25 protein-coding genes are annotated in these 24,630 nt (G+C 74.6%); 10 read left to right on the top strand and 15 right to left on the bottom strand.

What is annotated here, in order from left to right:
• Positions 1–12 precede the first annotated feature (12 nt).
• Positions 13–2,436, top strand: a complete 2,424-nt coding sequence (gene fxsT / locus COUCH_RS33450) for an FxSxx-COOH system tetratricopeptide repeat protein (RefSeq protein ID WP_249609166.1) — start codon at positions 13–15, stop codon at positions 2,434–2,436.
• 11 nt (positions 2,437–2,447) lie between these two features.
• Here fxsT and COUCH_RS33445 read toward each other — a convergent pair whose 3' ends face one another.
• Genes COUCH_RS33445 through COUCH_RS33430 form a run of 4 tightly spaced genes read right to left on the bottom strand, consistent with a single transcriptional unit; the run spans position 2,448 to position 5,561 of the window.
• A complete protein-coding gene (locus tag COUCH_RS33445) occupies positions 2,448–3,026 on the bottom strand; it encodes a hypothetical protein (protein WP_249609165.1) in 579 nt (192 codons plus the stop codon).
• Complete coding sequence (locus COUCH_RS33440) at positions 3,023–3,685, bottom strand: hypothetical protein (RefSeq protein WP_249609164.1); 663 nt, start codon at positions 3,683–3,685, stop codon at positions 3,023–3,025. Before COUCH_RS33440 ends, COUCH_RS33445 begins: the two co-directional genes overlap by 4 nt.
• Before the next feature lie 11 nt (positions 3,686–3,696).
• Positions 3,697–4,347, bottom strand: a complete 651-nt coding sequence (locus COUCH_RS33435; protein ID WP_249609163.1) for a serine/threonine protein kinase — start codon at positions 4,345–4,347, stop codon at positions 3,697–3,699.
• Between the two features lie 20 nt (positions 4,348–4,367).
• The gene (locus COUCH_RS33430; RefSeq protein ID WP_249609162.1) at positions 4,368–5,561 is read right to left on the bottom strand and encodes a macrolide family glycosyltransferase; all 1,194 of its coding nucleotides are present in this window, start codon (positions 5,559–5,561) and stop codon (positions 4,368–4,370) included.
• A 103-nt stretch (positions 5,562–5,664) separates the two neighbouring features.
• On the opposite strand from COUCH_RS33430, the gene COUCH_RS33425 reads away from it, so the two are divergent.
• A complete protein-coding gene (locus COUCH_RS33425) occupies positions 5,665–6,261 on the top strand; it encodes a TetR family transcriptional regulator (protein ID WP_249609161.1) in 597 nt (198 codons plus the stop codon).
• On the opposite strand, the gene COUCH_RS33420 is transcribed toward COUCH_RS33425, so the two are convergent.
• Genes COUCH_RS33420 through fxsA form a run of 3 tightly spaced genes read right to left on the bottom strand, consistent with a single transcriptional unit; the run spans position 6,258 to position 9,666 of the window.
• A complete protein-coding gene (locus COUCH_RS33420) occupies positions 6,258–7,943 on the bottom strand; it encodes a putative bifunctional diguanylate cyclase/phosphodiesterase (protein ID WP_249609160.1) in 1,686 nt (561 codons plus the stop codon). The two genes, COUCH_RS33425 and COUCH_RS33420, sit on opposite strands and share 4 nt — an antisense overlap.
• 45 nt (positions 7,944–7,988) lie before the next feature.
• Positions 7,989–9,446 (bottom strand): aKG-HExxH-type peptide beta-hydroxylase, encoded by a 1,458-nt coding sequence (locus tag COUCH_RS33415; RefSeq protein ID WP_249609159.1) that lies wholly within the window; start codon positions 9,444–9,446, stop codon positions 7,989–7,991.
• A gap of 13 nt (positions 9,447–9,459) precedes the next feature.
• On the bottom strand, positions 9,460–9,666 hold the full coding sequence (gene fxsA / locus COUCH_RS33410) for an FxSxx-COOH cyclophane-containing RiPP peptide (protein WP_249609158.1): 207 nt from the start codon (positions 9,664–9,666) through the stop codon (positions 9,460–9,462).
• A gap of 183 nt (positions 9,667–9,849) precedes the next feature.
• Between fxsA and COUCH_RS33405 the strand changes: the two genes are divergently transcribed.
• The gene (locus tag COUCH_RS33405) at positions 9,850–10,053 is read left to right on the top strand and encodes a hypothetical protein (protein ID WP_249609157.1); all 204 of its coding nucleotides are present in this window, start codon (positions 9,850–9,852) and stop codon (positions 10,051–10,053) included.
• Complete coding sequence (locus tag COUCH_RS33400) at positions 10,043–10,438, top strand: hypothetical protein (protein WP_249609156.1); 396 nt, start codon at positions 10,043–10,045, stop codon at positions 10,436–10,438. Before COUCH_RS33405 ends, COUCH_RS33400 begins: the two co-directional genes overlap by 11 nt.
• Positions 10,439–10,483: 45 nt before the next feature.
• Here the strand turns inward: COUCH_RS33400 and COUCH_RS33395 are convergent, their stop codons facing one another.
• Entirely contained in the window at positions 10,484–10,768 is a 285-nt protein-coding gene (locus COUCH_RS33395; RefSeq protein ID WP_199515271.1) for a DUF427 domain-containing protein, read from the bottom strand.
• 156 nt (positions 10,769–10,924) lie between these two features.
• On the opposite strand from COUCH_RS33395, the gene COUCH_RS33390 reads away from it, so the two are divergent.
• Genes COUCH_RS33390 through COUCH_RS33375 form a run of 4 tightly spaced genes read left to right on the top strand, consistent with a single transcriptional unit; the run spans position 10,925 to position 14,907 of the window.
• Positions 10,925–11,524, top strand: coding sequence for a hypothetical protein (locus tag COUCH_RS33390; protein ID WP_249609155.1), 600 nt, complete (start codon positions 10,925–10,927; stop codon positions 11,522–11,524).
• A complete protein-coding gene (locus COUCH_RS33385; RefSeq protein WP_249609154.1) occupies positions 11,521–12,591 on the top strand; it encodes a hypothetical protein in 1,071 nt (356 codons plus the stop codon). Before COUCH_RS33390 ends, COUCH_RS33385 begins: the two co-directional genes overlap by 4 nt.
• On the top strand, positions 12,588–14,036 hold the full coding sequence (locus COUCH_RS33380) for a hypothetical protein (protein ID WP_249609153.1): 1,449 nt from the start codon (positions 12,588–12,590) through the stop codon (positions 14,034–14,036). The genes COUCH_RS33385 and COUCH_RS33380 overlap by 4 nt, the downstream gene beginning before the upstream one ends.
• A 10-nt stretch (positions 14,037–14,046) precedes the next feature.
• Positions 14,047–14,907: an aldo/keto reductase gene (locus tag COUCH_RS33375; protein ID WP_249609152.1), complete on the top strand. Its 861-nt coding sequence runs from the start codon at positions 14,047–14,049 to the stop codon at positions 14,905–14,907.
• A gap of 7 nt (positions 14,908–14,914) precedes the next feature.
• On the opposite strand, the gene COUCH_RS33370 is transcribed toward COUCH_RS33375, so the two are convergent.
• From COUCH_RS33370 to COUCH_RS33360, 3 genes are all read right to left on the bottom strand, one after another.
• Positions 14,915–16,720 carry a SpoIIE family protein phosphatase gene (locus COUCH_RS33370; RefSeq protein ID WP_249609151.1) on the bottom strand — a complete coding sequence of 602 codons (1,806 nt, stop codon included), beginning with the start codon at positions 16,718–16,720 and terminating at the stop codon, positions 14,915–14,917.
• A gap of 159 nt (positions 16,721–16,879) precedes the next feature.
• Positions 16,880–17,548, bottom strand: a complete 669-nt coding sequence (locus tag COUCH_RS33365) for an SRPBCC family protein (protein WP_249609150.1) — start codon at positions 17,546–17,548, stop codon at positions 16,880–16,882.
• Between the two features lie 26 nt (positions 17,549–17,574).
• Positions 17,575–18,555: a bifunctional DNA primase/polymerase gene (locus COUCH_RS33360; protein ID WP_249609149.1), complete on the bottom strand. Its 981-nt coding sequence runs from the start codon at positions 18,553–18,555 to the stop codon at positions 17,575–17,577.
• A 147-nt stretch (positions 18,556–18,702) separates the two neighbouring features.
• Here COUCH_RS33360 and COUCH_RS33355 point away from each other — a divergent pair, with 147 nt between their 5' ends.
• Positions 18,703–19,473 (top strand): hypothetical protein, encoded by a 771-nt coding sequence (locus COUCH_RS33355; protein WP_249609148.1) that lies wholly within the window; start codon positions 18,703–18,705, stop codon positions 19,471–19,473.
• On the opposite strand, the gene COUCH_RS33350 is transcribed toward COUCH_RS33355, so the two are convergent.
• Complete coding sequence (locus COUCH_RS33350; RefSeq protein WP_249609147.1) at positions 19,470–20,501, bottom strand: beta family protein; 1,032 nt, start codon at positions 20,499–20,501, stop codon at positions 19,470–19,472. The genes COUCH_RS33355 and COUCH_RS33350 overlap by 4 nt on opposite strands.
• Positions 20,502–20,619: 118 nt before the next feature.
• Between COUCH_RS33350 and COUCH_RS33345 the strand changes: the two genes are divergently transcribed.
• Positions 20,620–21,927, top strand: a complete 1,308-nt coding sequence (locus tag COUCH_RS33345; protein ID WP_430641016.1) for an AAA family ATPase — start codon at positions 20,620–20,622, stop codon at positions 21,925–21,927.
• Positions 21,928–21,934: 7 nt separating this feature from the next.
• Here the strand turns inward: COUCH_RS33345 and COUCH_RS33340 are convergent, their stop codons facing one another.
• The 3 genes from COUCH_RS33340 to COUCH_RS33330 all read right to left on the bottom strand — a co-directional run bounded on the left by COUCH_RS33340 (position 21,935) and on the right by COUCH_RS33330 (position 24,569).
• Positions 21,935–23,140: a hypothetical protein gene (locus COUCH_RS33340; RefSeq protein ID WP_249609145.1), complete on the bottom strand. Its 1,206-nt coding sequence runs from the start codon at positions 23,138–23,140 to the stop codon at positions 21,935–21,937.
• 74 nt (positions 23,141–23,214) lie between these two features.
• On the bottom strand, positions 23,215–24,243 hold the full coding sequence (locus COUCH_RS33335) for a hypothetical protein (protein ID WP_249609144.1): 1,029 nt from the start codon (positions 24,241–24,243) through the stop codon (positions 23,215–23,217).
• Positions 24,240–24,569, bottom strand: coding sequence for a PadR family transcriptional regulator (locus tag COUCH_RS33330; protein WP_249609143.1), 330 nt, complete (start codon positions 24,567–24,569; stop codon positions 24,240–24,242). Before COUCH_RS33330 ends, COUCH_RS33335 begins: the two co-directional genes overlap by 4 nt.
• Positions 24,570–24,630 lie beyond the last annotated feature (61 nt).

Genomic DNA, 24,630 nt, shown 5'->3' with positions numbered 1-24,630 from the left:
GGGAGGGGCGGCGTGCCGATCCGGGGTGGCCTGCCGCCGCGTAATCCACGCTTCGCCGGGCGCGAGGATCTGCTCGCCCGGATGCGTGGACTGCTCGGCAACGGACCGGTGGTGCTGTTGCCCGCCGCCGATCACCAGCTGGGTGGCACGGGACGTACCCAGTTGGCCGTGGAATACGCCTACCGGTACGCGGACACGTACGACCTGGTGTGGTGGATCCCCGCCGAGCAGACCGCCGGCATGCGCGCCGCGCTGGTCGGGCTCGCGCAGGAGCTGAAGCTGCCCGAGGCCCGTGACATCAACCGGACGCTGGGCGCCGTGCGCGACGCGCTGAGCCGCGGGGAGCCGTACCGGAACTGGCTGGTCGTCTTCGAGAACGCCAACCGGCCCGAGGACATCAAGCCGTACCTGCCCAGCGGCGCCGGGCACGTGCTCGTCACCTCGCGCAATCCCCGGTGGACCACCGAGGTCGCGCAGGCGGTGCCGGTCGCCGTCTTCGACCGTACGGACAGCGTGGACTTCCTGCGGCACCGCACCCCGGAGCTCTCCGCCGAGGACGCCGAGCGCCTGGCCGCGCACCTCAGGGACGTGCCGATGGCGCTCGACCAGGCGTCCGCGCTGCGCTCGGCGACCGGCTGGAGCGTCGGCGAGTACCTGAGCCGCTACGACGCCCGCGCCGCCGAGCTGGCGTTCCCCACCCCCATCCGGGTCGCGTGGGGGCTGGCCGCCGACGAGCTCGCCGAGGCTTCGCCGGCCGCGTTCGAGCTGCTCGAGCTCAGCGCGTTCCTGGCCAGCGCGCCGATCTCCTGGGAGCTGTTCTGGGCGGCCCGCGGCCTGATGAGCGGCGAGCTGGCCCGGACCCTGCGGATCGAGCGCCGGCTCAAGGCCGCGGTCCGCCTGATCGGCCGGTACGGGCTGGCCGACCTCGACCCGCCCGGCGAGAGCCTGATCGTGCACCCGCTGGTCCGCGGCATGCTGGGCCAGCAGCTCACCTCGGAACGGCACGCGGCCCTGCTGCGCTCGGTGCGGGCCATGCTCGCCGCGGCCGACCCCGGCGATCCCGACAACCCCACGCACTGGCCCCGGTACGCCGAGATCATCCCGCACCTCATCCACTCCGACGTGCTGGGCGGCGACACCGAGGAGGTCCGCCAGCTCGCGGTCGGCTGCGTGCGCTACCTGTACGCCCGCGGCGACTACGACTCCAGCCGCGACCTGGCCGCGCAGGCGGTGGCCCGGTGGCGGGACAGCCTCGGCGAGGCCGACGACCAGACGCTGCTCGCCTCGTTCCACCTGGCGAACGCGCTGCGCGCGGTGGGGCGTACGGCCGACGCCCGCGTGCTCAACGCCCAGACCCTGCGCTCGCAGCGCGAGGTCCTCGGCGGCGACGACGAGACCACCCTCGCGACGGCCAACAGCGTCGGCGCCGACCTGCGCATGCAGGGCCACTTCGAGCAGGCCCGGCAGCTGGACGCCGACAACCTGGTCCGCTACCGCCGGCTGTTCGGCGAGAGCTTCCCGACCGCGCTGCGCTGCGCCAACAACCTGGCCGTCGACCTGCGGCTGCTGGGGGACTTCCGGGGGGCCCGGGCGCTGGACGAGCAGGTGTTGCGGCACCGGCAGGTGATCTTCGTCGACGGGCACCCGGAGACGCTGTCGTCGCGGGCCGGCCTGGCGTTCGACCTGTTCGGGCTCGGCGACTACGCGGCGGCGGCCGCCCTGCTCGCCTCCGCCGGGCACTTCGACGCGCTCGGCGAGGACCACCCGATGGCGCTGTGGGCCGGGCGGTTCGCCGCGATGGCGGCCCGCCGCGGCGGGCGGGCGGACGCGCGGGAGCTGGCGGCCGCCAACGTCGAGCTCTTCCGGCACAAGTTCGGCGACCTCAACGTGGAGACGCTGGGCGCGATCGTCTCGCTGGCCAACTGCGCCCGCGAGGCCGGCGACCTCGACCAGGCGCACCACCTGCTCGAACGGGCCGTGGTGCGCTACCACGCCGTCCTCGGCGACGAGCACCCGTTCACCCTGGCCGCGGGCGCCGACCTGGCCGGCGTGGTCCGCGCGACCGGCCGGTACGCCGAGGCCCGCACGATCGACGAGGAGGCGCTCGGCGGCCTGCGGCGCAGCGTGGGCGCCGATCACCCGTTCACGCTCGCGTGCGCCAACGGTCTCGCGGCCGACCTGCTCGCCATCGGGGAGGCGCAGCAGGCGCGGGAGATCGCCCTGGACACGCTCACCCGGTCCCGTACGGTGCGCGGCGCCGACCACCCGGACACCCTGGCGTGCGCGTTCAACGTGGCCCTGGACGCGGGCGACGACCAGTCGGCCGAGGCGGCGGTGCAGCGCCTGCAGAAGGCGTACGGCGAGGGCCACCCGGTGCTGGCCCGGGCGCAGGCGGGCGTCCGCCTGGAGACGGAGATCGAACCGCCGCCACTCTGACCCCGCCGGGGTCACGGGGTGTAGACGATGGCCATCCGGGTGAGGGTGCCGTCCGTGGTGGCGATGGCGACCATGCCGTCCTCGTTGAGCTTGAACCATCCGGCGAACTCCTTCGCCGTCATGGGGCAGGTGCCGCCCTTCTCGGGGGCGTCGATGCACACGTTGCCGTCGGCGCCTTCCCAGGTGAAGTACTTCGCCGTCGCGGCGATGGGCACGGTGACCTTGGTGTGGCTCGCCTCCGTGACGTACTCCTGGCTCACGCACCGGCTGTCCGAACGCTTGATCTTGAACGTCCGGCAGTACGCGTCGCCGGTCATGAAGATGATCGGCTCGACGACGGCGGACGCGCTCTTCGCGTCGTACGCGTGCAGCTTCACCACCGACGTGGTGCTGCCCTGGGTGAGGTCCGCGAAGCGCGGCTGCGGCGCCGCCTTGGTGGTCGACGGCGACTCCGACGGTGATGGCGACTCCGACGCCGACTCCGACGCCGGGGAAGCGGGAGCCGGAGCGGGAGAGGCGTCCGGCTTGTCGGTGCCGCAACCGCCGGCCAGCAGGACCAGCAGCACCACGGCGGGCAGTACGCGCTTCACAGTTCCATGACCTCCGCACGGGCGAACGCCGCTCGGGCGTCGCCGCTGATGACATCGTCGATGACCCCGAAGGTCACCCGCCCGGCCGGCCGGGACGGCTCGCCGAGCCGGGTCCGGAGCACGGCCGTACCGTCCACGGTGACGGTCGCCTCGTCCTGTTCCACGGCGACGTCGAGCCGGCGGGGCCGGCCCAGCTCGCCGGCGGTGACCGCGGCCCTCGTCTCGCCCGTGACACCGTCCGTGGCGTCCACGCCGAGCCGGACCTCGGTCTCGCAGAGCGACACGAGATAGCCGTCCGCGCCGGCCATGCGGAACCAGGCCGCCGCGCACGTACCCGAGGTCAGGATCGTCGCGTCCACGGTGATCGCCTGGTCGCCGGCGAAGGGCTCGTCCGGCCCCTCGCAGCGATAGACGGGCGACATTCCGGTGCGGGCCTCGAGCCGGCCGGCCGCGAACACGCACCGGCCCTCGGCGTCGGTGCGGGTGGCCCGCCAGCGGCCGGGCCGGTCCAGGCGGTCGCTGATCGCCGCGCCTGCGGCGGCCCGGCTGTGGGAGGGCGCCGCGGTGGGTGTGCCCGTGCCGAGCGACGCCGACGCTCCCGGATCGGAGAGCGTTTGAGCGGCGACGACACCGGCCGCCCACAGCACCAGCGCAGCCACGCCGGCCAGGATCAGTCTCCGGGTCCGGCCGGGCCGTGAGCCACCCGCGGTGAGCCGGCGCGCGGCCGTGGCGGCGTGGAGCAGCTCCGGGCGTACCGGCTCGGCCCGGTCCTGGGTGCCATGTACGCGACCGTGCCCACCATCCGGTCGGTCTGCGTGTGCCGGCTCGTCGCCTCGAAGGCGCGGGCGATGCCGAAGTCGATGACCTTCGGTGTGCCCAGCGCGAGGAGCACGTTGCCGGGCTTGAGGTCGCGGTGGATCACCCCGGCTCCGTGGATGGCGGCCAGCGCCGTCGCCACCCCCACGGCGACGCTGTGCAGGTTGCCGCCGCTCAGCGGGCCGTTGCGGGCGATCACCTCGGACAGGGTGGGCCCGTCCACGTACTCGACCACCAGGTACGGCGTGGGATGGTCGGGGTCCGCGTCGAGCACCTCGGCCGTGCAGAACGGCGGCACCTGGCGGGCCTGGTTCACCTCGCTGCGGAACCGGCCGCGGAACTCGGGGTCGTACGCGTACTCCGGCCGGATCATCTTGACCGCGACCAGCCGACCGCCGGCGTCCCGGCCGAGGAAGACGGCGCCCATGCCGCCCTGGTCGAGCCGCCCGAGCAGCTCGTAGCCGCCCAGCTCGGTGGGATCCCCCGGCAGGAGCGGATCGGTCACCCGCAGGACGATACATCGATCTATCGAGCCAGCCGTTCGACGGCGTCCGCGGCCGCGGTGGCCCCGCCGGCGGCCCGGAACGACTCGGCCATCCCGGCCAGGTTCCCGCGGATGGTGTCGTCGGCGTCCACGTCGCGTACGCCCTCGCGCAGGGCGTCGGCCGTCTGCGCGGTCAGGGTCGTGCCCAGCCCCAGCTCCCGCAGCCGGCGAGCGTTCGCATGCTGCTCGGGCATTTGCGGTACGGCCACCGTGGGCACCCGGTGGAGCACCGCCTCCATGGTGGAGTTCATGCCGGCGTGGGTGACGAACACGCGGGCGTGCCCGAGGACCTCGAGCTGCGGGAAGGACGGGCGTACGTCGACGTTGGCCGGGACGGCGCCGAGCCGCGCCGGGTCGATCCGGTCGCCGACCGCCATCGCCACCTGCCAGCCGGTGCCCGCGAACGCCTCGACGCAGAGGCGGAAGAACGCCGGATCCTCGTTCATCAGCGTGCCGAGCGAGACGAACAGCAGGCGGGTGCCGGGCGCCGGCGGTTCCCAGCCGGCCGCGTCCGTCCGCGGGTGCTCGGAGGGCCCCACGAAGGCGTAACGGTCGCCGAAGGTGTCGCCGTGGTACTGGAACTCCCGCGGCACGAAGACGACGTCGAGGTCACCGGGGACCCGGCTGAGCACCGTGCCGAGGGTGCGGGTGATGCCGAACGGTGCCGTGTACGCCCGTACGCGCGCGTCCGCGTCCGCCATCGACGCGGCGAGCCGTTCCGGGTCGGGGACGAACTCCTGCAGCGGCGTGTAGTGCTCGTTCGCCGCGAACGTGGGCCGCAGCTGGACGCCGGGCACCCCGAGGATCTCCGCCAGCACGGCCCCGGCGAGCGAGTTGGCGTCGTAGCAGACCACGTCCGGCGGGTCGGCGGCGAAGCCCTCCCGCAGCGCCGGCAGCTCGTGCCCGGTGGCCGCGAGCACGAGATCGGCGATCATCGCGACGACGTCGGTGCTCGCGTCGCGCAGGGCGCTCTGCCCCGACCGGCCACGGTGCCGGAATTCGCCGGCCGGCAGGCCGAGGAAGGTGGCCCCGGCGCGCTGGACGGCCGGCGCGAACGACGCCTCGAGGGCGTACGTGACCCGGTGCCCGCGCCGGACCAGCTCGGCCACGAGGGGCAGCGTCGGATTGACGTGTCCGGCCCCGTTCCGGCCGACGAAGGCGAAGTGCCGCTGCATCTGACAGCTCCGTTCGGAGGAAAAGTGGAACTCAGTGCCATTTATGGAACTGAGTGTCAGATGAGCACCGTAGCGGGGCGCCGCCACCCGGTACCGTGACGCGGTGGCGTCAGACCGGGTCCCGGGCGGTGCAAGGGCGCGCGCCCGCCGGGCGATGCGCGACCAGGTGGCCGCGACGGCCGTGGCGCTGTTCCTCGAACGGGGCTTCGACGAGACGACGGTGGACGACATCTGCGCCGGCGCCGACATCTCGCGGAGCACGTTCTTCCGCTACTTCCCGACGAAGGAGGAGGCGCTGTTCGGCCGGGCGGCGGAGACCGGGCGCAGGTGGCTGGAGGCGCTGACCGCGCGACCGGCCGCCGAACCACCCTGGGTCGCCCTGCGGCGCTCGCTCGACCCGCGCCTGCGGGAGCTCGCCGAGGCCGGCGAGGGCATCAAGCCCCTCATGCGGCTGATCCTCGCGACGCCCGCGCTGGCCGCGCACCATCGCGAGAAGAACGCCTCCTGGCAGGACCTTCTCCGGCCGGAGATCGCCCGCCGCCTGGGCGCCGACCCGGACGACGCCGCGGATCCCCGGGCCGAGGCCATGATCGCGGCGGCCGTCGGGTGCCTGGACGCCGCCCTGCGAGCCTGGATGGCGGGCGGTCAGAGCCGGGAGTTGCCGGAGTTCCTGGACCGTGCCATGGCCGTGATCGGCTAAGCGGACAGCGTCGCCTGCCGGGTGAGCAGCTCGGTGAGCTGACCGGCCGGCATGGGCCGGGCGAAGTGGTAGCCCTGCGCCTGTGCGCACTCCAGCTCCCGCAGCCGGGAGGCCTGGCCGGCGTCCTCGACGCCCTCGGCGACCGGCGCGAGGTTGAACGTCCGGGCGATCTGCAGCACCGCCTCGGCGACCGACGCGCCGGTGGTCTCCTGCATCGCCTGCACGAACGACTTGTCGATCTTGACCACGTCGACCGGCAGCGTGCCGAGGTGGCTCAGCGACGAGAAGCCGGTGCCGAAGTCGTCGAGCGCGATGCGGACGCCCAGCGTCTTCAGCGCGCCCAGCACCCGGGCGGACTCGACCAGGTCGACCAGCGCGACGGACTCGGTCAGCTCGAGAACCAGCAGCGACGGCGGCAGGCCGGTCCGCTCCAGGACGCCACGGACCTCGTCCACCAGGGCCGGGTTGCTCAGCTGGCTCGCCGACAGGTTGACGTTGAGCTCGAAGCCGGGCTGCTGCTCCTGCCAGGCGGCGGCCTGCCGGCAGGCCTCCTCGAGGACCCAGCCGCCGAGGCGCGGCAGCAGGCCCAGCGACTCGGCCATGTCGAGGAAGGCGATCGGGGGCACCAGGCCACGCTCGGGGTGGTTCCAGCGGACCAGCGCCTCCACGCCGACGGTGTGCTCGCCGGCCAGGTCGACGATCGGCTGGTAGTGCACCTCGAACTCGCCGTCGTCGAGGGCGCGGCGCAGGTCCGCCTCCTCGCGCCGGCGGGCCTCCACCGCGGCGAACTGCGCCGGGTCGAAGCGCCGGGCGACGCCCTTGCCCTCGCCCTTGGCCTGGTAGAGGGCCAGGTCGGCCTCGCGCAGCACCTCGTCGACGAGCATGTCGCTGCCGCGGGTGATGGCGATGCCGGCGCTGGCGCGGATGCTCAGCACCGCCTCGCCGACGGTCAGCGGCTGGGCGAGGTCGCGCAGGATGCGGTTCGCCACGGTGTCGGCGATCTGGTCGTCGACCAGCCGCGGCAGCAGCACGACGAACTCGTCGCCGCCGAGGCGGGACACGGTGTCGTTGGTCCGGACGTTGGCGGTGAGCCGGTCGGCGGCGGTGCGCAGCAGCTCGTCGCCGACGGTGTGGCCGTACGTGTCGTTGACCTCCTTGAACCCGTCCAGGTCGAACAGGATCACGGCGGTCATCGTGTCGTCGGCGTCGGCCAGCGCGTCCCGCGCGTGGTCCATGAACAGCTTGCGGTTGCCGAGCTCGGTCAGCGGGTCCCGGAACGCCTGGCGGACCAGCTGGGCGCGCTGCCGGGTGAGGTCCCGGACGAGGCCCTCGTTCGCCCGCGCGCCGAGGAACTGCCGGACCAGGACGACCGCGGCCACGGTGAGCGTGAGCCAGGTCAGGCCGGGGCTGAGCTGCCCGTCGCGGCCGAACCGGACGCCGGCCAGCACCACGGCGGCGGCGACCGGGACGTACTGCACGAGGGGCCGGCGCCGGGCGAGCAGCAGAACGGCCGCGGCGGCCGTCCCGACGACCGCGGCGGCGGCGATCAGCCGGCCGGCGCCCGCCGCGCCGCGGACGACGTCCTCGACCAGCGCAGGCCACGCCAGCAGAAGAAGCGACGTCAGGATCATGGCGTGGTCGACACAGCGACGCACCCGATCCATGGCACCCGTCCGGCTCATGCTCACCTCCAACACGGGCCATGATCGGCCCGGTGGCCGGGAACTTTAGGAAAGCCAGTTCACAATGGCGAGCGGCTCGGGCCGGTCGGCTCCCAGCGCGGCGCCGGTCGCCGCGGCCACCTCCGGCGCCACCCTCCCGCCACTGACCAGCAGCAACCCGGCCCAGTCGGTCCGGTCACCCCGGATCTCCGAGTACGCCCTCAGCGCCGCCTCGTGGTCGCCGCGCACGTACGCGAGGTCGCCCGCCGAGCCGTCGAGCGGCAACCCGCGCAGCAGCCGGTGCGCCAGATCCAGCCGGGCGCTCGCCTCCAGGGCCCGCCGCGGAGCCCGGTGCAGCCGCGCGGTCACCGGCGGCGGCAGCTCACCCCGTCGCCACGCCCGCGCCAGCGCCGCCGCGTCGGCCGGGTCCACGCGCAGGTTGCGCAGCCGCCAGCGCAGGTGGTGATCGCGGTTGGCGCCCTCGGCGAGGCGCAGCACGTCCGGGTCGACCGGCTCCGCGAGCCATGGCCGGACCTCGTCGAGCAGGGCGCCGACGAACCGCTCGCCGGCCGGCGTCAGACCGGTGAGGCCCTCCGCCGCGGCGGCCACGGCGGCTCGCCACCGGGCGAACTCGAACCGGGCCGGCCGATCCTGCGGCCGGGTGCGCCAGAAGCGGGTGACCGTCAGGTACGCGTACGCGCCGTGCAGGATGCCCGAGGCCGGCCGCGGATCGTCGCGCCACGGCGAGTAGCCCGGCGTGTCCGGGGCTTCCAGCAGGTCGAACAGGTACAGCACCGCGTTGAGGATGCTGTGCTGCGCCTCGTGCAGCAGCCCGACGGCGAGCGCGGCCGGGTCCGCGGGCTCCGACATCGCGACGGCCCCGTACGCGTGGACCGAGGTGGCGCTGATCCCGCGGGCCGCAGGATCGGTCTCGACGGGCACCACGCAGTCCAGCACGCGGGACAGGACTTCGGCGTCGGGGCGTACGCGCTCCACGAGCAGCCGCCACGCCTCGGTGAACGTGGCCTGCCAGCGGGCGGCCGCGGCCTGGGACAGCGGCGGGGTGGGGGTCAGCCCGAGCCGGGCGCGCAGCGGGTCGCTGTCCTCCAGGCGTACGGAAATCGACAGCCCGTCGTGCGCGGCCGTGAGCAGCCGCTCCGCCTGGCGTGGCCGGGGGATCCGGGCACGCGCCGCGAGCTCGGTCAGATAGCCGACGCCGGCCGTCTCCGGCGATGCCCCGTCCCGCAGGGCCGTGAGGCATCCGGCGGCCCACACGCCGAACAACGGACGGTCCAGCAGGGCGCGCGTGCGGGCCGGGTGGGTCGTCTCGGCGGCCGCCAGCTCACCGAGGCAGGCAGTGCCGGCGAGGGCGGCGATCTGGCGGAGCAGGAGCAGGTGCCGGCTCATCCGTACGCGGCGCAGCTCGTCCAGCACGTCCGGGCCGGGCCGGCCCGCCCCCAGCGCGACCAGCGCCGCGTCGCTGAGCCGATGCGGCCGCGCCGCGCCGATCCCGGTGACTGTCATGCGCCCGGACGCCTCACAGGGCCGAGTTGAACCCGGCGATCGGCTCGCCGGGGTGGGCCAGGTCGTCGGCGAGCCGGCGCAGGCAGTGCGCCAGCGGGCTGTCGTCGGCCCGGTCGGCCTCGGCGTCGGCCGCCAGCTCGGCCAGCGACAGGGCGGAGACGTCGATCATGGCGGACCGCCAGTCCGGCGTCGCACTCGTGGTGCTCGTGCCCCCGTCCACCTACGCCTACCTTCGTCGGAGGATGTCGGTTGTCGTCCTGCAACGATCAACCCGTTGCCGAGAAGATTACGGCGGTCGTCGGGTCGGGTGATGTCCGGGCGTGTCGCCGGGCGGGGTCGCCCGGCACGCCGGGCCGTGATCTCATAGGCCGACACCGCGAAAGTCGGCAACGGAGGACAAACTGTGCTGAGGCGTCAGGCCGGGGAGACCGGGGAGCAGGTGCACGACCACGCCGAGGACGAGGGCACCGACGATTCCGCCGAGGCCCCGCCCGAGTCCCCGGTGATGCCGTCGCCGCCGTTCCCCACCTTCCGCAGCCGGCCCACGCTGCCGGCCCAGACGCCGGGCGTCGGCTTCGAGAGCGGGCGGGACAGCCGTGCCCGCTGAGGACTCCCGGCCGCCCCTGCCGCGCCGCGGGCCGGCGCCGGCGGTCGAGCGGATGGACAACGCCGAGCTGGCCCGGATGGTCGAGGCGGAGCACCCGTACCGGGGCAAGGCGCTCTTCGAGCTCTCCGACCGGATCGCGCACGACGACGACGCGGCGACCAAGGTGGCCATGCTGAGCCGGCTGTCGTCGCTGCGCCAGGCGCGCCTGTTCGACCGGGTCTCGCTGGCCTGGTCGGCGATCATCGCGCTGCTCGCCGCGGAGACCCCGCACTCGCGGGCGGCGGCGTACGAGGCGTTCGGCGCGCTCGACGTGGCGGAGCAGCGGGACATGCTGGACTACCTCGAGGTGACCGCCATCGAGGACGCCCACCCGAGAATCGCCTGAGGCCGCCGGGGCGCGGGCCGGTCACGCCCGCGCCGCGGCGGCCCGTCAGGCCTCGACCTTCACGTCCTTCCAGAACGCCACCCGGTCGCGAACGGCCTTGGCGTCGGGCTTCGGGTCCGGGTAGTACCAGACGGCGTCCTGGCTGACGTGGCCCCCGGACTCGAGCGTGTAGTAGGACGCCCGGCCCTTCCAGGGGCAGACGGTGTGCGTGTCGGACGGGCGCAGCACGTCCTCCCGCAGCGCGGAGCGCGGGAAGTAGACGTTGCCCTCGACAACCACGGTGTCGTCGCTCTCGGCGATGATCTCGTCGTTCCAGATGGCCTTCGGCATACCCCGAACGTAGCGCGCTCGCGGGCCCCAGTCCGATATGCGGGCTTTATTCGCCTCCCGGGGGTGAAACGCCGTCGGACAGCCAGACCGTTGCCCGGCCCCCGTACGAGGATCTAAGGTCGATCCGCCCACGACCCCCGAACGGAAGCGGCCGCCATGAGCACGAGCACCCTGAGCACGTTCCCGGTCCTCCGGGAGCAGGCCCGGCACGCGTTGCTGCTGCTCGGGGCGCCGGCCCCGGCCAAGCTCGTGGTGGACGTGCACACCGCCCTGTTCGACGGCGACCTGTCCATGTCCGGCCTGGCGACGGTCCTGCGCGACGAGGAACGGCAGTACGACCCCGACATGCTGCGGCCGTACCGGATCTGCCCGGCCCTCCACCACGACCTGACGGTGGCCCGCGGGCTGGTCGCGCTCTCCTGCTGGCCGGGGGAGCGGCGGCTGGTGTCGGCGGTGGCCGCCCGGGCCAACGCGCTCGCCGCCGTGGCGCGCGTCGCGGAGTTCGTGGCCATCCGCAACACCGCGGGCCCGGCCGTGCTCGACCTGCTGCGCCGCCTCGCCGAGACCGTCCCCGGCGGCCCCGAGGCGTTCCTCGTGCACGACCCCCGGGCGCTGGCCGACGCCGCCCGCGCCGGGCTGGCCGACCTGAGCGTCGAGGCCGTCCCCGACGTGGTGCTGCGCCGGTGGGAAGGGCTCGACGAGCGGCACCGGCTGTTCGGCGTCACGAGCCTGCCCCACCAGCGAGGGCGCGCGTGACGCCGGCGCTCGACCGGCTCCGCGGCGGGGCGCCCGCCAAGCGGCACAACGCGCGCACGATCGCCGCGCTCACCGCCAACCCCGGCTGCACCCGCCGCGCCGTCCTCGACGCGGCCGGGATCGACAAGCCGAAGCTCGCCGAGCACATCGGCTTCCCGGGCACCTTCGGGCAGTCCCGCTTCGCGCTCGCCCGCGGCAACGGCTTCGAGGCCATGCTCAAGGCCGACGACTGCGCGCTGCTGCTGTCCGTGCTGCGCGACGTGCTCGGCCTCGACACCCCCGAGGTGTCGTACGACGATCTCGGCGAGGACGCCGACGACACGCTCGGCGCGCGGCACGGGCGTACCCGGAAGCTGCTCGCGGCCGCCGCCGGCGCCGCCCTGATCGACCACCCGCTGCTCACCCTGGACGTCGCCGGGCGGCAGGTCTTCCTGGAGCCCGACCTCATCGCGTTCCAGGTCGAGGGGCGGCTGCACGTCGTGGAGATCAAGTCCTTCGCGATCGTCGACGGGCAGGCCGACAGCGCGAAGGTGTCGGCCGCCGCGGTCCAGGCCGCCGTGTACGTGCTCGCGCTGCGCCGCCTGCTCGCCGAGCTGGGCCACGACCCGGCCCTGGTCAGCCACGACGCGGTGCTCGTCTGCCCGCGCGACTTCTCGCTGCAGCCCACGGCCGTCCTCGTCGACGTCCGCAAGCAGCTCTCCACCCTGAACCGGCAGCTCAAGCGGCTCGCCTCGGTCTCCGACGTGGCCGAAGCCCTGCCGGAGAGCGTCAGCTTCGACCTGTCGCTGCCGCCGGCCGACCTGATCGCCTCGCTGCGGCACGTCGAGGCCCGGTACGCGCCGGAATGCCTCTCCGCCTGCGAGCTGGCCGTGCACTGCCGCCACGAGGCCGCCGGGACCACGGCCGCGCTGGGCCGGCCGGTGCGGGACGCGCTCGGCGGCGTCGACACGGTCGAGGAGGCGCTGGCGCTGGCCGCGGGCGCGCGGACCCCCACCGAGGAGCAGACCGAGGCGGCCGCGCTGCTGCAGGCCGCCGCCCGGCTGCGCGCCGAGGTGCTCGGTTCTTGAGCACGCTCACCGCGCTCGCCCGGGCGCAGGCCCGCGCCGAGGGGCGCGCGCAACCGATCGCGACCGTACGCCACCTGCACCTGCACGCCCGGCCGTTCGTGCTCATCCCGTACGCGATGGCCGGCGAGGCGAACGCCCCCCTCGCGGCGCTGGCCGGCACCGGCCCCGACGACCCGCGGCTGCTCGTCGTGGCGCAGCCCCGCAACCGTGACGACCGCTTCGACTTCGCCGCGGAGCTCGCCGAGCTGCTGCTGCCGTACGTCGACTCGTTCACCGCGGTGGCCGAGGCGGTCGCGGTGGACCGGGGCCGGGACGTGCGCTACCGGTACGTGGACGCGCCGCAGCTCTGGGTGCCGAACACCGGCGGCGTCGACTTCATCCGGCTCTTCGGGCGCTCGACCCGGTTCCGCACCACCGAGGGCGAGTACGCGGTGCCGGCGGGCGTACCGCTGCTCGGGCGCTGGCTGACGTTCTTCGCCGGGTCCGCGGAGGTGCCGGGGTCGTCGCTGCTGCTCAACGCCGTACAGGCGCTGTCATCGCACTGGGCGACCGGGCAGAGCAGCGCCGAGGACGCCCAGCTCGCCGCCCTGATGGCCTGGCTGCGCCCGCCGCCGGGCCGGTCCGTGCCCGAGGCCGTGGCGGCGGCCGAGGATCCGGCGGTGACACCGCCTGCCGGGCCGGCCACCGACCCGTCCTTCGACAACCACGTGCTCGCGCCGCTGCTGTCGGTCGCCGACCCGGACGTCGCCGAGCTCACCGAGGTGCTGCGGGCCCAGCTCATGCCGACCTGGCGGCTCATGTGGCAGGCGCTCGAGCTGCTCGGCACGCTGCCGCCCGGCGCCCGGGTCGCGAGCAGGTGGGACGGCGACCGCGACGCCTTCTCCGCGTTCGCGCAGCACGTGGCCGAGGGTGGCCCGCCGCAGCCCCGGCGCGACGGCGCGGTCGCCGCGGCCGCCCGCCTCAGCCGCCTCGAGGCCGCGGCGACCCGGTACGCGGTCCAGCGCGCCTTCGACGACCCCCTGGTCATGGCCGAGCACCGCCTCGCCGGCGCCGCGTTCGCCGCCGAGGTCACCCTCGCGAAGGCGGACCGCATCGACGACAGCGGCAAACGCCCGGTGCTGCGCCCCCGCATCATGGTGGTCACCCCGGAGCCGGTACGCGTCGAGCCCGGCGCCGCCCTCACCTCGCCGGCCCGGCCCGGGCAGAAGGCGACCGTCATCGCGGTCACGCGCCTCGACGAGGCCAAGACCGAGGTGCTGCTGGAGCTGTCCGGTGGCATGGGGCGCAAACTGGTAGCCGAGCCCGGCAGCGTGCCCGAGGTGGGCGAGCGGATCCTGCTGACCACGCTCAGCGAGGCGTACCGGCCCGGCGGGGCGTTCCCGGAGCCCGACCAGACCCCCTGGACGCACGGCGGACCGCCCGCCCCCGCGGCTGTCCCGGAGTAGCTTTGTCCGCATGTCCGTGATCAACAGTGGCACCATCGACCTGGGCGGGCGCACCGTCCACCGGCTCGGCTTCGGCGCGATGCGCATCACCGGTGACGGCATCTGGGGTCCGCCCCGCGACCACGACGAGGCGATCCGTGTCCTGCGGCGCGCCGTCGAGCTGGGCGTCGACTTCATCGACACGGCCGACTCCTACGGGCCGTACGTCTCCGAGGACCTGATCCGGGAGGCCCTGCACGACGGCACCGGCTACGGCGACGTCGTGATCGCCACCAAGGGCGGCCTCACCCGCAGCGGTCCCGACGTGTGGCCGCCGCTCGGCCGCCCCGAATACCTCCGCCAGTGCATCCTCATGTCGCTGCGCCGCCTCGGCGTCGACACCGTCGACCTGTGGCAGCTGCACCGCATCGACCCGAAGACCCCGCGTGACGAGCAGTTCGGCGAGATCAAGTCCTTCCTGGACGAAGGGCTCGCCCGGCAGATCGGCCTCTCCGAGGTCGGCGTCGAGGACATCCAGGCGGCGCTGGACTTCGGCATCCCGGTCGCATCGGTGCAGAACCGCTACAACCTCGGCGACCGGCGCGCGGAGGACGTCCTCGACTTCTGTGCCGCGCGCGGGATCGCGTTCATCCCGTGGGCGCCCGTCAACGCCGGCACCCTCGCGCGCCCGGGCGGCCCGCTCGACACGGTCGCCGCCGCGCACGGCGGGGCGTCGACGGCCCAGCTCGCCCTGGCCTGGCTGCTGCGCCGCTCGCCGGTGATGGTGCCGATCCCCGGCACGTCGTCGGTCGCGCACCTCGAGGACAACCTGGGCGCGGCGGACGTCAGCCTCACCGACGAGGAGTTCGAGCTCCTCGCCGGCGCGGCCTGATCTCGACTCAGAGCAGGCGGATCAGCAGGAATGCGATGTCGTCGGCGCGGCGAGCCGCTGTCTCCACGAGGCAGGTGCACAGCTCCTCGCCGGGCCGCGCGGCGTCGTTGCGCAGCGTCTCCGCGACCCGGTCGATGCCCTCGTCCAGCAGGTGCCCCGGGTCCTCGACCAGCCCGTCGGTGTAGAGCAGCAGCGTCGACCCGGCCGGCACCGTGCGCCGGTGGGTCGCCCGCTGCGCCCGTGGTGCCAGGCCCAGCAGCGGCTCCGGCGTCTCCCACCAGGCCTCGACCGTGCCGCCGGGGTGCAGCAGCAGCGGCGGCGGGTGGCCCGCGTTGGCGAACGTCACGTCGTACCCGTCCGCTCCGCGGCGGATCCGGGTCAGCACGGCCGTCGCCGCCGCGTTGACGTTCAGCCCGCGGATCGCCCGGTCCAGCTGGGTGAGCAGCCGGCCGGGCTCGTCGTCGCGCCCGTACGCGTCCCCGCGCACCAGGTTGCGCAGCTGACCCATCGCGGCGGCGGCCTCGATGTCGTGCCCCGAGACGTCACCCACGGCGAGCATCACGGAGCCGTCGGGCTGGGCGAACGCGTCGTACCAGTCGCCACCGACCGCCGCGCCGTCCTGCGCCGGCAGATAGCGGGCGTGCAACTCCATGCCCGGGATGTCCGGCAGCTCGGTCAGCATGCTGTGCTGCAGCACCTCGGCGACGTGCCGCTGGCGGCCGTACAGCCGGCTGTTGTCGATCGCCAGGCCGGCCCGCCGCGCGATGTCCAGCGCGGTCCGCTCGTCGGCCTCGGTGAACGGCGGGCGTCCCGGGCCGTTGACCAGCGTCACCGAGCCGAGCATCCGCTGGGTGACCGGGGCGGTGACGGGCGCGATGAGGAACGACGCGTACCCCAGCCGCTCGGCGATCTCCGCCAGCTCCGGCGTCGTGGTCCGCGCCAGGATCTTGTCGGCGGTCTCCCCGTCGCGGCGGATCGGCTGCCCGGACCGCTGCACCGCGAGAACGGCCGACCGCCCGCCCAGCCCGGTCATCATCAGCTGGGCGAACCGCTCGACGTCGGCCGCGGCCTCGGCGTCCCGGTGCGCGGCGGCGACGTGGCGTACGGCGCCGTTCTGATCGACGAGCGTGACCAGGCACCAGTCCGCCAGCCGCGGCGTCACGCCCTCGGCCAGCCGCCGCATGCCCTCCTCCATGTCGAGCGTGGTCGTGAACGTCTCGGTCAGCTCGGCCAGCATCGCGAGCTGGTCATGAGCGCTCTCGGCGTGCCGGCGCGCCTCCTCGGCGAGGTCCCGGGCGATCCGCAGGCGCAGCTCCGACGCGCACGCCTCGGCGAGATCCTCGAGGATCGTCAGCTCATCCTTGCTCCAGGCGCGCGGCTTGGTGTCGATCGCGCAGAGCGATCCCAGCGTCAGGCCGTCGGAGTCCTTGAGCGGCATCCCCGCATACGCCACCACCCCGAGATCCGGGATCGCGAGGTTGTCGCGGACCTGCGCGTAGATCCGCGCGTCCGGGAACACCTTCGGCACACCCTCGGCGACGACGTGCTGACAGAACGAGTGCGACAGCGGGGTCTCCCGCTTCTGACCCCACGGCTCGGCCAGCCCGACCTGCCCGGGAAAGAACTGCCGCTCGGTGTCGACCAGCGAGACCAGGGCCACGGGTACGCCCAGCAGCCGCTTCACCAGGCCGGCGAACCGATCGAAGGCCGCATCGGACTCGGCGCTCACGCACACCCGCTGCAGCGACCGCAGGCGCGCAGGATCGTGCAGCGCACGCTGAGCCGGTGCGCCGATGTCACCGTGCCCGGCCATGCCCCTCCAACCCGGCCATGCCCCTCCAACCGTCGCCCCCCGGCGGCTCGATCAGCCAGGCTACCCGCCGGAAAGCGAAACCATGCAACCCCGCGGCACCCGCCTTTCCCGGGCTCGGGAAGTGCACGTTTGTCGACCTCGGCGGTGCAGATTCGGGTGCTACGGGGCCGGGGTGTCGGCGGTCGTCACCCGGGCGTCCCGAGCCACCCGGGACCAGCGTTCGGTCCACCGCTTGCGCAGCACGTCGAACGCCGCGTCGTCCAGCCCGTACGTCGACACCGTCACCTCGACCGGCCCGGTGTCGGGGCTGTCCAGCGGCTCCTGCCCGGCGACCACCACCAGGTGCCCGTCCCGGTCGACCAGCCACGCGACGCGCTTGCCGGCCCGGACCGGCTCGCCGCCGACGGCCTTGAGCGCCCGGCCGCCCGTCGTCGTGCCGGTCAGATACAGCGTGCGGCGCGGCCCGGCCGGCCGCTCGTCGAGGAAGTGCCGGAGCTGGATCAGAAAGGACCGCCAGCCCTCCTCGATCGCGTCGTAACGGTCGGGGTCGCCGGACCGTGAGCCCTCGCGGGCGACCCGGACCGTGGCGCGTTCGTCGTCACCCGTGACCGCGAGGTAGGAGCCGTCGGCCCAGCCCATCTGCTCGGGCGCCTGCAGCGTCGCCTCGTTCACGAAGATGTGCTGGATCTCCACGTCGAGCTCGTCGTAGTCCCAGCCGAACCACTGCCGCAGCAGCTCGGGCTGCGTCACGGCCGCCCAGGCCCGGTCCCGGCCGGCGGCGACGGTCACTTCCACGGCATAGGGCTTCGATGTGTGTTGATCGGTCACGCCCACATCCTTGCGTAGTCCGTGGATCACGCGACGCGATGGTCGTCGATTTCCGGCCGCGGCGATCCGGAACCTCCACGACCCGCTCCCGAACCACCCCGCCGGTCCGTCCGGGCTGCCGAGGCCCGGCCCGTCGCCGTTGCCGGGGCCCGGTCCGTCGCCGGTCCGGCGTCCCACCCTTCTCGACGGCCCGCCGTCAGGCCCGAGCGGATGGTGCGGACCGTCTCGGCCCGCCCGAGCCCTGCCCAGGCCGCGGCGGCGAGGAGCTCCCGGGTCACGGCCGCCGCATCCAGCAGCCCGGCCGCGACCAGCCGGCCCAGGGCGAACGCCGCCCGGTTCAGGGTGTCGTTGCGCGTACCGACGGGGGCGCGCGCCACCCGGTCGGCCTCCGCTTCGAGGGCGACCGCCGCGTACCGGTCCGGATGGACGATCTGCGCCCGGCCGCCCGCGGGGGCGCCGAGCGCCGGAGGGCCGGGACCGGCGATCAGCCCGCACAACGCCTCGGGCGCCGGCGGGCACGCGACGTCCGGCCGCACCACCCAGTAATAAGAGGTGCCGTTGGCGTGCCGGGACGGGGGCGCGAGCACGTACCCGCCCGCCCCGCGCCAGTCCACGCCGGGCAGAAGGTGGACCCGGTTGCCGTACCCGGTGGGTGTGAACCAGAAATGCCACCCGCCGCCGCCCGTGCGGACCTGGGGTCCCGCCGGCATCGCGCCGCCGAGAAGGTGACGCAGGCCGTGCCAGCCGGCGGCGGAGTCGACGTCGGCGACGTCCATGGCGATGCCGGTGCGCAGCCCGACGTTCGCGTCGGGCCAGCGTGACCACCACATCTCGATCCGGCGCGGGTCGGTGCTGGCGTCGGTGAGGCCGTGCCGCAGCCGCGGGTGCTTGCCCGGGCGGGCGCAGTCCGGCCGCCCGCACGAGCAGGCGCCGTCCCGCTCGGGGTGATGCACCGGCAGGACCGGAATCCCGTGCCGGGCATACGCGAGAGCGGCGTCGAGCATCATTGGCACAAGTGTACGAGCGCAACCGTCGTCCCGCCGGCCGTCTGGGGACAACGCCCGCGACCGCACCCGTTTATGCTGCGCTCGCATAGATCGGCATCGCCGCGCCCTGAGGGCAGCCCGGCGAGTAGTCCCCGAGGAGCCACCGCCGTGACGAAGGAGCCGCCGGTCGATCCCGTGCCTCCGGACGTGCCGCCGATCGAGAGCTTCGAGCCGCCGCCCGCCGGCCCGCTGCCCGGCTCGACGGAGGCGGTGACAGTGCCGGTGGCGAATGCGTCACGCCGGTCCGGGCGCTCCGGGAGCCTCTCCAAGCGGCTGGTCACCGCGTACTTCGCCGGCGGCCTGGCCCTGTTGCTCGCCGGTGCGGTCGCCGTCGTCTACCTGGGCGCCCGGGTGTACGCCCGCAGCCTTCCCCGTACCACGGTCACCGTCACGCGGGAGTACCCGTCGGCGAAGCCCGGCGCGGCCCATCCCACCGCGGTGGAGCCGTCGTCCTCACTGCGTGCGCGGTTCGGGCCGCAACGGCTCACCAACGGCAGGTCCTTCACGATGCGCGGGGAGGGCGACTCGCGGTTCCAGGTCACCGTCAAGGCGGGCAAGTTCCGCAAGCGGGCCTGCGACGAGCTCGCCGTGAAGCCCAAGGAGGGCGGCTACCTGCCGGTGAAGCTGTCGGTGAAGGTGCTGGAGGGTGAGCCGGACATCAGCGAGTACGCCTTCCGCTTCCAGAAGCCGGACGGCGACTGGCTCCCGTCGGTGGGCGGCAGCGCCTGCGAGGGGAACGACTTCGGCGGCTTCGTCCGGCGGTTGTCGGCGGGCCGGACGTACTCGACGACGGTGGTGTTCGACATCCCGGGCACGAAGGGCGACATCGTCTTCGTGTACCCGTTGCTCGACGTGGCCGCGTCGTGGCGGGTCGGTTAGGCGAGCAGCGTGTGCAGGACGTACGCGATGTGATGCGACGTGCTCCAGGCCATCCATCCCGACGGGCTGCCGCCGCCGCGGGCGCTGCGGGCGTTCTGGGCGATCTGCGCGTCGCCCCAGGAGAAGCGGGCGCCCGTGGACGGCCAGTGCGGGGAGGTCACGAGCGTACGGCAGAGGTCGTGGCACCGGTCGTCGCTGCGGCCGCCGCGCCGGGCCCAGCGGTAGATCCACCAGTCCCGCTCGGCGGTGTACCGCAGGGTGGGCAGCTGGCGGTGGTTGATGCCGGAGCGGCGTACGGGAGACGTCACGCCGTAGTCCGCGTAGCCGACGCCGGGCTCGCGCAGCCGTGCCCACACCCGCGCGTCGTGACGGCCCACCGTGACCGGTTCGTCCGTCGGCAGGCCGTCCAGATTGGGCGGCATCGCGCCGGCCGCGACGGTGACCGAGCGCCAGGGTGTCGTACGCGCCCAGCGCAGCACGTGCCGGGCGCGTTCCTCGAAGCGGTCGGCGTGCGCGGCGCAGGCCGTCTCCGCGAGGTCGATGACCAGGTCCACGCGTTCCGGTTCGAGGCCCGCGCCGGTCAGCAGCCGGGTGGTCGTCGAGGTGGCCTCGGCCGGGTTGCGGGCGTCGGTGTGCGGCTGAAGCCGCAGGACCGCGCGCATCAGGTGCATGCGCGCGGCCAGGCCGTGCTCCACCAGGCGGCGGCGACTGTCGTACGCCCGCAGCACCGGCAGCATCGCCACCCCGAGATCGGCCAGTTCCTCGGCGAGGTCGAGCGGCGGTGAGGTGAGCGGGCCGGCGGGGTCGGGCACGGCGCCCAGGTCGACGGCCATGACCCCGGTACGCGGCGGCGTCCGGCGGACGAGCTGGGGCAGCCGGTCGGTGGGGGAGACCTCGACGATCGGGGTGACCCGGCGCGCGGCGGCGGCGTCGAGGTGGTGCAGGGCGGCCAGTTCGCCGCGCCGGGGTCGCAGGATCGGGCGGTAGACACCGTCCTCTCCGGCCTCGGGCGCCGGGAATACGGTCATTCACTCAAAGTAGCGAAGTATTCACGCTGCGGGTGAATGCAGGCTCCATTCCTCATATCGGGCGAAGGTTCGCGCCCCGTGTCCCGCCCGCCGGAAAGTGTCAGGAGTGGCCGCTACGGTGGTCGCCGTGACAGTGGAGACGCCTTCCGTCGAGGCCGGCCGGGTCGTCGACGCCGTCCTGCGCGACCTCGCCTCGTCGCCGCACCGCGGGGTCGTGGTCGACTCGCCGCCGGGCGCGGGCAAGAGCACCCTGGTGGTGCGCGCGGCCGGCGTGCTCGCCGCCACCGGCGCCCCGCTGATGATCGTCGCGCAGACCAACGAGCAGGTCGACGACCTCATCGCCCGCCTCGGTGCCGCCTCGCCGGAGCTCGGCGTCGGGCGGTTGTCCGCCGTGGACTACGCCGCCAGCGAGCGGGTCCGCAACCATCCGTCCTGCCGCGTCGGCGCGAAGGTCGCCGACCTGGGCGGGCCGCCCGTCACGATCGGCACCGCCGCGAAGTGGGCCACGGTCACCGACGGCACGTGGCCCTGGGCGATCGTCGACGAGGCCTACCAGATGCGCTCCGACGCGCTGCTGCGGGTCGCGGCCCGCTTCGACCGGGCGCTGTTCGTCGGCGACCCCGGCCAGCTCGACCCGTTCTCCACCGTGGAGGTCGACCGCTGGACCGGCCTGTCCTGGGACCCGATGCAGAGCGCGGTCGCGGTCCTCCTGCGCCACAACCCCGACCTGCCCGTGCACCGCCTCCCGGTGTCCTGGCGGCTGCCGGCGTCCGCGGCCCCCGTGGTCGCCGAGGCCTTCTACCCGTTCACCGGCTTCCGCTCCGGCACCGGCCCGGGCGACCGCACGCTGAGCTTCGCCACCCCGGCCGCGTCCCGGCTCGACGAGGTCCTCGACACGGCGGCTGCCTCCGGCTGGGGCCTGCACGAGCTGCCGTCGCGCTTCACCGTGCGGACCGACGCGGAGGCCGCTGCGGCCTGCGCGGGCCTGGCCGCTGCCGCGCTCAGCCGCGACGGCACGACGTCGTCGGAGTCGGGCACGGCCCGGCTGACCGCCGACCGCATCGCGATCGGCGCCGCCCACCGCGACCAGGTCGCCGCGATCCGCTCCTGCCTGCCGCCCGAGGCCCGCGACGTCACGGTGGACACCGCCAACCGCCTCCAGGGCCGGGAGTACGACCTCACCGTGGTCCTCCACCCCCTGTCGGGCCGCCAGGACGCGACGGCGTTCCACCTCGAGTCGGGCCGCCTGTGCGTGCTCACGTCGCGCCACCGGCACGCGTGCGTGGTGGTGGCCCGGGCGGGCATCGCGGAGCTGCTCGACGCGCATCCCTCGACGGAGCCGGTGCATCTGGGTGTGCCGGTGAAGTTCCCGGACGGATGGGAGGCCAACCAGGCGATGCTCGCCCACCTGGCCGCCCTGCGCTGAGCACGGCTCACGCCAGCCAGGCGCGGATCCTCGGCTCGCAGGTGTCCTGCACCCGGACCCACGGCACGCCGAACACGGTCGCCGCGAGGTCCGGGCTCCGTCCCTCGTGGACCAGGCGGGTGAAGAAGGCGGCGAGTCGCCGGTCGCCGTAGGTCGCACCCAGGCAGCGGACCGCCAGGTAGGCCATCGCGTAGAGGCCGGACCGGTCCGCGTGTTCCGCCGGCCACGGCAGGTCGAGGCGACCGCTCGAGGCCGTGCGGCCGGCGTGCCGGCGGGCGTCCGCCAGCCGCGGGTACGCCGCGACCGGGGTGCGGCCGTACGCGATGTACTCGGCCATGCCCTCGATGGCCCAGGTGTCGTGCCCGCCCAGCGTGCCCAGCAGGGTGGCGATGTGGCCGAGCTCGTGGGCGAGCAGCCGCTCGTCCGGCGCGCCCGAGGCGTCCATCACGGCGAAGGCGGTCTGTTCGCTGGTCCGGTCGACGAAGCCGGCCGCCTCGCGGTCGCCGCCGATCGCCGCGTCCCAGTCGCCGGGGTCAGCCAGGTAGATGAGGTAACGGCCCGGCCGGTGGGCGGCGACGAACCGGTCCGCGGCCCGGGCCGCGTTCTCCGCTGCGGCGAGCCAGGCCGCCGGCTGGGCGCCGTCGTGCGGTGCGGCGACGACCGTACGGGACCCGCCGGCGAACCTCAGCGCGTCCCGTTTCCACGGCACCGCCCCGGCCCGGCCGACCTGGTCGAAGCCGGTCAGCACCGCCCGGCCCCCGGCGAGCCGCCAGCGCGTCCGGGCGGTGATCACCTCGTCGTGCGGCACGTACGAGTCGGCCGTACGGCGGCACGCGGTGCCCGCGAAGCAGACGCGAACCTGGAGCTCCGTGGACCACGACTGACCCCCACCGGTCGGCGGGTCGGTACGCGGAAGCCACGCGGAGACCTCGAAGCCGTGCAGGTTGGCGTACAGCCGTCGCAGCTGCGGGATGAGCGACGGGTCCGCAGGCCGCAACCACCCGGCTTCGTCGCCGCGCAGCAGCGCGGCGCCCTGCTCCTCCAGCGTGGCGCGGATCGTGCGTTGCACGGCCTGGGCCCGGGCCGCGGCGGCGCGTGTGCGGCTGAGCGCGACCACGGACAGGCCGCCCACCAGCACCGTCAGGATCGCGATCGCGGCCAGCCAGCGGGTCCGCCGGTGGGGCGGGGCGTCGACGGGGGCCGGGCCGGTCACAGTGGCGGACCCTACCAAGCGGAGCCCGTCCTGCCACTGGACCAGCACCGGCCCCGGTCACCGCCGGTTCGAGCTCATGCCACCGCTTCGCGGTCTCCGGCCCGGTCACGGTCCTGGAGGGGAAGGCCCGGCCGGGCGAGCAGTGCGGCCACGGCGATCAGCGCGAAGCCCCAGATCGGCAGCTGCTGGAGGTCGCCGGGCGAGAGGAACCAGCCTTCGCCCAGGTCGAGGCTGCGCAGCAGGTCGATCGTCGGCCCGAAGGCGAACCCGTGGGCGTGGACGAGCTCTCCGGTGCCGAGCGGATCGGCCACGGTCAGGTAGCGCAGCAGCGAGGCGACGAAGCCGGCGGCGGACGGGATGATCAGCACCAGGCCGATGCCGGCGAGGAGTGCGCTGCGGCGGGGCCGGCCCGCCATCCGGATCCGGTGGCACAGCGCCACGCCGGTGAGCCAGCCGGCCACCAGCCCGAGCAGGGTGCCGGCGATGGTCAGCGGCAGGTACGAGGCGGGTCGCTTCGGCCAGCCGGCGATGTCGAGGAGCCGGCCGCCGCCCGCGTCGGGGTACGCGTACACGTCGAGCCGGGTGTCCGCGGTCTCCGCGGCGAAGTGGACGTTGGCGAGGGTGCCGTCCGAGCCGTCGCCGGCCTTGATCGGTCCGGTCCGCCAGCCGGCGGCGGCCAGCTTGTCGCGGGTCTGTTCCGCGGCCTGCCGGGCGTCCGCCCCGGCCGGGAAGGGCCCGTCGGCCTGGAGGTAGAACGTGGAGGTCAGGCCGGTGCTCGTCGGCGGGAGGACCTGGTGGGCGATCGCATCGGCGTCCGGCAGGGCGGCGTAGCCGAACGTGCCCAGCCAGGAGCCGGCGGCGGCGCCGAGGGCGCCGCCGATGAGCAGCGCGAGGACGGCCGCGACGAGGGCGAGCGGGCGGCGCGCCGGCGGGCGGAACCGCTCGCGCAGGCCGTCCAGCACGAGCCGCCCCCGGTCGGCTCGGGTCGGACGGCCGCCCGGACCGGCCATCTCGAGCATGGTCTGGATGAGCTCGGTGCCGTGCTTGCGCCGCAGCCGGGCGGGGTACGCCGCCAGCAGCGCCCGGTGGCCGGGCAGGCTCATGCGGCACCTCCGGCGGTGCCGGGCCGCAGGGCGAGCTGCCGGCCGGCCGCGGCGGCGTGGCGGCGCAGGCGGTCGGCCTGGTCGGCGAGGGCGGCGGCGCCGCTGTCGCTGAGCCGGTAGTAGCGGCGCAGCCGGCCGTCGACGGACTCCTCGCGGTCGACGGCGATCAGCCCCTGCTGGTCGAGCCGGTCGAGGGCGCCGTACAGGGTGCCGGGGCGCAGGTTCACCTCCCCGTCGGAGAGGCGGGCGACGGACTGGACGATCCCGTACCCGTGCAGCGGCTGCGCCGCGAGCGCGGTCAGGATGAAGAAGGTGGGTGCTTGCACGGCGAGGACAGTACGGTGGCCGATGTATATCGTCAACCGTTGCATAGCGATCGCGGGCTCA

This window comes from Couchioplanes caeruleus (assembly GCF_023499255.1).
GTDB lineage: Bacteria > Actinomycetota > Actinomycetes > Mycobacteriales > Micromonosporaceae > Actinoplanes > Actinoplanes caeruleus_A.
This window is presented reverse-complemented; position numbering and strand designations above follow the sequence as displayed.

What these genes read in the sequence shown, in the direction of transcription:
- COUCH_RS33430 (WP_249609162.1), bottom strand. Translation starts at nt 5,561, where the DNA reads ATGCAGCGGCACTTCGCCTTCGTCGGCCGGAACGGGGCCGGACACGTC.
- COUCH_RS33420 (WP_249609160.1), bottom strand. Translation starts at nt 7,943, where the DNA reads ATGAGCCGGACGGGTGCCATGGATCGGGTGCGTCGCTGTGTCGACCAC.
- COUCH_RS33415 (WP_249609159.1), bottom strand. Translation starts at nt 9,446, where the DNA reads ATGACAGTCACCGGGATCGGCGCGGCGCGGCCGCATCGGCTCAGCGAC.
- COUCH_RS33395 (WP_199515271.1), bottom strand. Translation starts at nt 10,768, where the DNA reads ATGCCGAAGGCCATCTGGAACGACGAGATCATCGCCGAGAGCGACGAC.
- COUCH_RS33390 (WP_249609155.1), top strand. Translation starts at nt 10,925, where the DNA reads ATGAGCACGAGCACCCTGAGCACGTTCCCGGTCCTCCGGGAGCAGGCC.
- COUCH_RS33375 (WP_249609152.1), top strand. Translation starts at nt 14,047, where the DNA reads ATGTCCGTGATCAACAGTGGCACCATCGACCTGGGCGGGCGCACCGTC.
- COUCH_RS33370 (WP_249609151.1), bottom strand. Translation starts at nt 16,720, where the DNA reads ATGGCCGGGCACGGTGACATCGGCGCACCGGCTCAGCGTGCGCTGCAC.
- COUCH_RS33360 (WP_249609149.1), bottom strand. Translation starts at nt 18,555, where the DNA reads ATGATGCTCGACGCCGCTCTCGCGTATGCCCGGCACGGGATTCCGGTC.
- COUCH_RS33350 (WP_249609147.1), bottom strand. Translation starts at nt 20,501, where the DNA reads ATGACCGTATTCCCGGCGCCCGAGGCCGGAGAGGACGGTGTCTACCGC.
- COUCH_RS33335 (WP_249609144.1), bottom strand. Translation starts at nt 24,243, where the DNA reads ATGAGCCTGCCCGGCCACCGGGCGCTGCTGGCGGCGTACCCCGCCCGG.